The sequence below is a fragment of the Advenella sp. genome (assembly GCF_052108595.1).
Classification (GTDB): domain Bacteria; phylum Pseudomonadota; class Gammaproteobacteria; order Burkholderiales; family Burkholderiaceae_B; genus Advenella.
Genome location: NZ_JBQEAU010000161.1, coordinates 1 through 7370 on the forward strand (window position 1 = coordinate 1; position 7370 = coordinate 7370).

The following is a 7370-nucleotide window of genomic DNA, read 5'->3' on the forward strand; positions in this document are numbered from 1 at the left end:
GGTGTATCAACTGAATGTTGAGCAGGTTTATGGAGCGAATCGTCTGTTGGCAGATCAGATCGCCTCTGGTTCCCCTGATGTTGTGACTGCTGTTGTACCAGGGCGCTGCGGGACCGACCGTGCCCGTGTGCGTACTCGACAGAGGCGCTGCCGCGCGTGTACGCCGAATCTGCAATGAACACATCACGTATGAGCATGCGACACGGGCCGATCAGTATTTCGTCGGCGGCAGACAACGGCCCGTACTCGGTAATACGTATGCCATTGACAATCGTACCGGCAAGTGTCCCCATATCTTCAACAAAGATCCCGGCCTGCCGACGAACCAGACGGGCATGTTGCCGGGCCACGCGCCAGCTGCGCACGCAAATCTGGCAATCTTTTTGCCTTCCCACTATGGCCGGCAACGCATATTGGCGACTCTGAAATGTTCCATCTTCAAAGTGCATGTCAATCACAATCACTGTCCCACCTTCAAAAAGTTTGATCTATATCGGATAACTGCAGTCGCAGAATGGGCTTCCATCGAGAGTGGCGCACCCGTATCGGCACATGGCGCTGGCGTCGAACGCCGCCGGTACGCTCCCCCGTCAAACGACCGGCGCGGTCCGCAGGCGGCAACTTACGCGAATACTGCCACCGCTGCCCTGCGGGGATCCAGATGGGATAATGGCGTTTGACCGATGCTGGCACCGCCTGCGATTCCTCGGGTCTGCCCGCTGCCACTGGCGTATTCAGTATCGGCGCGTTCTTGAACGTCTCGTCAATGATGGCGCGGGAACGGGCTGCGCGTTTTTGCAGATCGCGGTTATCTGCGGAGACCACAACGGGTCGTACAAATATGGCCAGTTCAGTTTCATTGCGCTGAAACCTGTTTGATCGAAACAACGCGCCGAGAATAGGCAGGTCGCCCATGCCGGGCAACTTGTCGGCATTACGAAACTGATCGCGGGAGACAAAACCAGCCAGCACAAGCGTCTGGCCGGACTGTACATTGAACTCTGTCGAGGTGCGGCGCGTTTTAAGCGCAGGCCCGCCGTTGAGCGCCATGGAGGCATCGACCGAGCTGACCTCAACTTCTATTTTTGATCTCACGTTACCATTTTTCTGGATGCGCGGCGTAATATGCAGACTCACACCGTAAGGCTTGAATACGGTCTGATTCTGTCCGTTCTTGTCGGTCGTCACATAAGGGACCTCGCCGCCGGCCAGAAACTCTGCCGTCGCACCGCTACGTGCCATCAATTGTGGCTGGGCCAATATAACTGCCTGTCCTTCCTGGGCCAAAGCCTGCAGTGATGCGGACAGCAGCGCATTCAGACCAAAATAGCCGGCAGGCGAGATGGCCCTGAACGGAATGTCCAGCACACTGTCGCCCGGCCTGCTCGACAGACGCGAGGACCCGGTGTCCCAGACGGCTCCCATGGAAAACCCACCAGCATGCGTGCCCCATTTAACACCGAGCTCCTGCAATACATTGCGGGGCAGCTCCAGAATCTGTACATCGAGCAGTACCATCTGGTCCCAGCCGATCTGGCTGGTCATATCCACAATTTGTGGGAAATGCCTGACAAGCACCAGCAGGCGCTCACGATCCGCATCGCTCAGATTGTCTCCTTCGACAATGATCTTGTCGCCAACCTGCGTGGTTTTAATCCGCCCTATCGTACTGAGCATACGCCGTATTTCATGTTGCAGCTTTTGTTCCCCGACAGCGCGGACCAATACGTGAAACTGCTGACTTCGATGTGTTTTGTCCCAGATGTTCAGCACGGTTTGCCCCGGCTCCCGGGCAAACAGCACCAGCTCGTTTTCACCGTCGGTGACCGCGTTGACAATTTTTCCGTCGCCCACGGCCACACGGGCCAGATCGACAAACGGCAATACTTTGACGTCACCAACCTGCAATGTGATCTGCGAGCGGGGTTGCTCGTTTGCGCAAGACGGCACCATGGCGCCCATTTCCAGTGCAACAAAAAATGAAAATGCATAAATAAATTTCATAGCGCTTCCTGCTAATCCCTGGGTACGTCTGGTGTCTGAACCTGGGTTGCTCCTATATCACGAACGTCATCGGCAGCAACAGACATGCCTTCGTTGGCAGCGATGGGTTCAACTGGCGAGGCGCTGCCTGATGTTCTGACACCTGGAAGCGAGTTGATCCATGCGCTCACGATGTCCTCTGTCTCGGGCAGTTCAATAAGCCCTCTGGACAACTCGGGCATGCTCGGCCTGGGATCGGAGAGCAGCGCTGGTAACCTGTGTTGCGGCTGGTTGCCATAAATGACTGCAGCTCTGGCCCGTGTAACCGATATCGGTTTTGCAATTCCCAGCAGCGTCGCCAGATCCCCCTGCACGCCCTTGTTGCTTGCCTTGACATCACTCGGATGTCGCAGCAAGGCCGTAATGGTGCCGGCCTGCCGCGCCGCCACCAGTCTGGCTGCTTCTTCCGGTGCCGTGTCCAACGTGACCGTTGAAAATGCTGTGCCTTGAACCGATTCGTCCCCAACGCCAGACGGTTGGCTGTCGCTACCGGTGGCCAGCACCAATACACCCTGCAATAGTGGTGCCGTAATCCTTTTGCGGCGATATTCGAACGACACGTAAAGATCGATCAGATCGCCCGGCACCAGCATGCCCGAGACCGAATTGATGGCATCCACCGGCATGGTAATGGCGCGCCTGCCGCTTCGCACTTTCTGTGAGAATGCTTCGTGACGCTGGGACGCCAGATTGGCGCGCAACAATATATCCCCTTTGCGCACTGCAGTTGTCACTACCTTGCCTTCGATGCTTTGCACGTCTTCGGGTGCAATGCTGCCGCTGGGAACCCAACTGGCCGGGACCTGCATGACCGCCAGATGCAAACGCTCCAGTCGCAATCCTTCGGGCAGATCAAAATCGGCGACGATCCGGCTGACCGTTCGCACTTTGGCCTGCTCGTCCAGCGCCCGGATATGATCCTGTATATAGCGCCGCGCAAACCAGGCCGCCGCCAGACCTGCCGCAATGGCCGCAAGCAATAGCAAGGCGTTGCGGCTTAATCTGAAGATTCGCATTTTTTCCTCCCGCCCTACCACAAGATTGCAGGCGCCATCAGATAAAGCGTTGTATTGCCGTTGACGTTGGCCAGGAAATATTGAAACGTTCGACCGTGACGAATCCAGGTAGCAAGACCTGCCGCTATGCTTTGGGCTTGCCAGTTGGCAGCAATAAGCGTCGTCTTCAACGCATTGTCAAGCTGTTCGGTACTCAGATGCGCATAAGAATAAACTTGATGGCAGGTGCGCTCGCGATCGGCATAGCAGATATCCATTAGCAGCCGGGCGCCATCGGGCACCAGCTGGAGCATGCGACGGCCTGGCAAGCGCAGTGGGTCTATTGCTGGATTCGGATCGGTACCGGCAGGCGCCAGCGTCGTCGCACTCAATAGTGCATGGGTGGTATCTGTATTGAGCACGTCTACCACCAACTGCAGACTCGTCTGGCCAAGCAAGCCACTATAGAAAATCTGGTTCCCGACTCGGGTGAACTGCGAAAACGGTGAAGACCGGCCATGCAATCGCTGCATAAGTTGTCCTGGCGGTTCCTGAAGATTGAGCACCATAAACGCGGAAGGCATACCAAACACCTGAACTGATACCGGCGTCACCTTGGTGCACAGCTTCAGTTCCCGACATACATTACGCAGCAATGCAACGGGAGCATTTTTTGCAGCACTCGCTGCAACCACATCGCCATGCCACAGCAACGATGTAAATACAAAGACGATTTTGACGAATAAAACCTGCATACAATGGTCCAGAAAATGATTCAAGTAACAACAGGGACTTAAGGTTTTTTGCCGGCCCAGGGCATGAACCAGTCAAAAACGGGCGCCGCTCGCCCCCAGGGTGTATCAACGGGCATGGCAGCGGCTGCCATTTTTTTCCCTGCCGCATATGACGCGCGCGCGATCTGCTGCCATGCAGTATTGGAAGCGGCCGCGCGCTCGTGTGCCGACTGTGCATTGATGGCGTGCCCGGCATCAACCAGAATTGCGGTATGCCTGCGCAGCGACACTGCAAGACTGTCGATAAAATCCAATGCCCACCCTACCCGTTCAGTACGCGTTAGCGTTTTTTCGGATGGCGTAGTCGCTCGCGGACGAATGCGCAGTGACACATTGGCGATGCCGCTGTCCTTCAGTTCCCACTCCTCGCGTAAAATGGTCGCGTTCCTGTCAACTGCGCCAGGCTGGCTTTGAGGATCAAGGCGGGCCTGCCTGTTGTACGTAACCTGTATTCTGTCATCGACCACCAGCGCATTACCCTGTCGGTTGCGCCAGCCCGCATGCCGCCCCTGGAAAAACCGGGGCGACAATTTGGCGTTGTCGATATTGCCTGCTCTGGCAAGCTCAAACGCACCAAAACGGCTGGCATGTTGCTCATACAACGCCATATCTTGCAGTCGCCCCAGCCAGGTGGCAGCAGCAAAAAAAGTAAGCACGCATAAAAGCACAATCAAGCCTTCGGTGAGTGCCTGTCCATGCTGGTATTTCATATCAATTTCCCTTTTTGACCGGATTTGGAACAAGATGCGCCTGCCAAAAGGGATGCCACATCCCCGGCTGTTCGTTGCGATACTTCCTGTTTTCGCTGGCTGGTTCAAAGAATGTCTCTGCCGACGCAGATACAACAAGCGCGGGCTGATCGGCAAAATGCTGCCTGACGGTGATCGTGAACCCCAATGGGCGACGGCGATAAGCGTCACGCACATCGTAAAAAGGAACCAGGCCGCCCCCCTCCCATTGAGGTTTTCCGACGACGGCCCGTGAGTTTGCCAGCGGATTGGCGCTGCCGGAAAAAATATCCCAGCTTGTGGCCCGAGTAACCCAGCGCCAAAAATCAATATCGCCAAAGTTATCGGGTGCGTTTTCTGAGTAAGGCATATCAGTGCCAGGCAGATTCGCGCGGCCGGGGATCCAGCCCCATCCCATGGGATATTCCCGGTAGTAGCAGCCAATATACTGATTGCTTCTGAGCGCATGATAGGACTGGGTATCTGTTGATTGCCAGTTACCGCTGCTGTCGAGCACTGTTCGACCACGCCGCCGCAGTTCGTGGCGCAGTTGCGGACATTGATACTGCACCATCCAGCTATTGCGCTGCACATGGTCACGAACATCCAGAAAATCATAAAGCGCGACCACGTCTTCAAGAAACCGTCGATAGCCTGCGGCTGGCCTGTAGCGCGTGGTGTAGGGCTTTTCAAGGTGATTGCGGGCAACCCATGACAACGGCGCAGATTGGTCCGCCGGATAGCTGACGGGCACGACCGTTGCTGGCTGACGAACCGGTCCGCCCTGTGTGAACAGCGCTTTCTGCGTGACAGCACTTTTTGGAAAATTCTGCTCAAGCACCTGCGTGATCGCCCGATCCCTGGCGCTTTGCATGCTTTGATGGACTGCTTCAGAGGCCGCCTGCAGCACATGCCGGACGATCCGGTCATGTTCTGCAAAAAGACGTGGCAGTTCGCCCCCTGTGCGGGCCATGTCTCGTAACGCCAAAGCACGGGCAGAGGCGGTGTACCCTGCCAGGTGCTGCGCACCGAACATCATGCCGATCACATGGGCAGGCGGATTGAACGTTGCCAGCTGCTGGCCCTGTGTTGCCGCAAACAGACCCCAGGAGCCGAGTGTCACCAGATGCGCCATCGCCACCTGGTGCGCCGTCTGGGTAAGATTGATATACGCCTGCATATTCAGCGCCCGGGCCTGTACTAACGCACCTGAATAGGCCGCCGCGTCTACCGCGTGCATCAGTCGCGCCTTACGCCCGACTACCTGCCCGACACCGAACTGATAGATAAGTGCCACGGCCAGCAGCATGACCAGAAAAAGACCCAGCACCAGCGCCTGACCTCGTTGAGTGTCAAGCCGCATGTTCTGGCGATGTTTCAAGTACAGCTCGTTCATGACAAATGCAATTACTGCCCTGTTGAGCCGCCACCGACAGCGTCTGCATTGCCCGTAAAGCTTTTGAGCGATTTGGCTGCAGTTTGCCCTGCTGCCCGTTCAGCCGCGCTGCGGGCGGCCTGGGATTCGGCTGAGCCGTCTTCGCCGGCCAGTTCCCTGGCAATGGCTGCGGTCTGCGAACGCAGCGTTTGACCGAACAGCTGAAACACTGCAATAGCAGAAATAGCCACCAGGGCAACAACAATAATGTACTCAGTCATGCCCTGCCCGCGTTGCGCTTTTAAACGTTCCTGCATACCTGTCCTCCGATTGATTGATGAGGCAGATAGTGTGCCGTGCAGCGGAAACCGGTGCAATTCGCAGAATCCGACAGCGACATTTCCATATGCCGCAGCTTGCGCAATCGCCCCTGGCTGCCTGTGTATACGTTTTATGCATAACAGAATTCAAAACCGGCCCATTGCGCTTGCTGCCACAGCCTACTAACATGAGCAATAAGCGAGCTAATATGCCGTTTGAAATACCACCTCTGAAATACCGCCTTTGAATATCACCAAGGAACGCGACCCATGTTTGACTGTGCGCCGGCAAAAAAGCACACCGAAAAGATCACCTTCGATGTTCCCGTCAATGCCTGCGACAGCCATTGTCATATCTTCGGCCCGGCCGAGCGCTTTCCTTTTGACGCCAATCGCTCCTATACGCCACCCGATGCAGGCCTTGACGATCTGAATACCAAACAGGCCAATCTGGGTCTGCGCCGCGCCGTATTGGTCCAGCCCAACTGCCATGGTTACGATATGACAGCGATCACAGATGCCATAGGACGAAGCCGGGGTCAATACCGCGGGGTGGCGCTACTGCCGGCACACGTAAGCCGGAATCAGTTGCTGCAACTGGACCAGGCCGGCATTCGAGGCGTGCGTTTCAATTTCGTTGCCCATCTGGCTGGCGCAACAATCGACGACGTGACGGCTATGGCCGGCAAAATTGCCGACTTGGGCTGGCATATCTGTATTCACGCCGATGAGATTTCACTGTTGCGCCTGCTGCCGGACCTTAAAAATCTACCCGTCCCCTTTGTGATTGATCATATGGGACGAATAGACACGAATAAAGGCTTACATAGCGAAGCCTTTGAAGCGCTGCTGCAACTGCGTCACTGCCGGCAGGCCTGGGTCAAGATTTCCGGCGTGGATCGGCTGGCCGGCGGCGCCGCGCCTTATACGGCAGGCCATGCATTCATGAAAGCCATTATTGACGCCATGCCCGATCGTACCCTATGGGGCAGCGACTGGCCGCACCCCAATGTCACAGGCGAGGTGCCTGATGATGGCCTGTTGCTCAATATCTTCGGTGCGGTCTGCGAGGATCCCGCACTGCGCAACAAGATCCTTGCCGACAACCCCCAGGT

The 7370-nt window shown here is 56.4% G+C and carries 8 protein-coding genes; 1 reads left to right on the plus strand and 7 read right to left on the minus strand.

The features are described from left to right. From ACTIKR_RS19530 to ACTIKR_RS19560, 7 genes are all read right to left on the minus strand, one after another. A partial coding sequence (locus ACTIKR_RS19530; RefSeq protein ID WP_442328760.1) for an FHA domain-containing protein occupies nucleotides 1–464 on the minus strand: 464 nt, incomplete at its 3' end. 10 nt (nucleotides 465–474) lie between these two features. Next, nucleotides 475–2004, minus strand: a complete 1530-nt coding sequence (locus tag ACTIKR_RS19535) for a type II and III secretion system protein family protein (protein WP_442328761.1) — start codon at nucleotides 2002–2004, stop codon at nucleotides 475–477. Between the two features lie 11 nt (nucleotides 2005–2015). After that, nucleotides 2016–3059 (minus strand): Flp pilus assembly protein CpaB, encoded by a 1044-nt coding sequence (gene cpaB, locus ACTIKR_RS19540; protein ID WP_442328762.1) that lies wholly within the window; start codon nucleotides 3057–3059, stop codon nucleotides 2016–2018. Nucleotides 3060–3073: 14 nt separating this feature from the next. Then, on the minus strand, nucleotides 3074–3793 hold the full coding sequence (locus ACTIKR_RS19545; RefSeq protein ID WP_442328763.1) for a hypothetical protein: 720 nt from the start codon (nucleotides 3791–3793) through the stop codon (nucleotides 3074–3076). A gap of 38 nt (nucleotides 3794–3831) precedes the next feature. Beyond that, on the minus strand, nucleotides 3832–4542 hold the full coding sequence (locus ACTIKR_RS19550; protein ID WP_442328764.1) for a pilus assembly protein: 711 nt from the start codon (nucleotides 4540–4542) through the stop codon (nucleotides 3832–3834). A 1-nt stretch (nucleotide 4543) separates the two neighbouring features. Beyond that, complete coding sequence (locus ACTIKR_RS19555; protein ID WP_442328765.1) at nucleotides 4544–5956, minus strand: Tad domain-containing protein; 1413 nt, start codon at nucleotides 5954–5956, stop codon at nucleotides 4544–4546. A gap of 11 nt (nucleotides 5957–5967) precedes the next feature. After that, complete coding sequence (locus tag ACTIKR_RS19560) at nucleotides 5968–6252, minus strand: Flp family type IVb pilin (protein WP_193088971.1); 285 nt, start codon at nucleotides 6250–6252, stop codon at nucleotides 5968–5970. A gap of 273 nt (nucleotides 6253–6525) precedes the next feature. Here ACTIKR_RS19560 and ACTIKR_RS19565 point away from each other — a divergent pair. Beyond that, nucleotides 6526–7370, plus strand: an 845-nt coding sequence (locus ACTIKR_RS19565; RefSeq protein ID WP_442328766.1) for an amidohydrolase family protein, incomplete at its 3' end; no start/stop codon positions are given.

Coding starts and splice junctions, on each gene's coding strand:
- ACTIKR_RS19535 (WP_442328761.1), bottom strand. CDS start 2,004: ATGAAATTTATTTATGCATTTTCATTTTTTGTTGCACTGGAAATGGGC.
- ACTIKR_RS19555 (WP_442328765.1), bottom strand. CDS start 5,956: ATGAACGAGCTGTACTTGAAACATCGCCAGAACATGCGGCTTGACACT.
- ACTIKR_RS19550 (WP_442328764.1), bottom strand. CDS start 4,542: ATGAAATACCAGCATGGACAGGCACTCACCGAAGGCTTGATTGTGCTT.
- ACTIKR_RS19545 (WP_442328763.1), bottom strand. CDS start 3,793: ATGCAGGTTTTATTCGTCAAAATCGTCTTTGTATTTACATCGTTGCTG.
- ACTIKR_RS19560 (WP_193088971.1), bottom strand. CDS start 6,252: ATGCAGGAACGTTTAAAAGCGCAACGCGGGCAGGGCATGACTGAGTAC.
- cpaB (WP_442328762.1), bottom strand. CDS start 3,059: ATGCGAATCTTCAGATTAAGCCGCAACGCCTTGCTATTGCTTGCGGCC.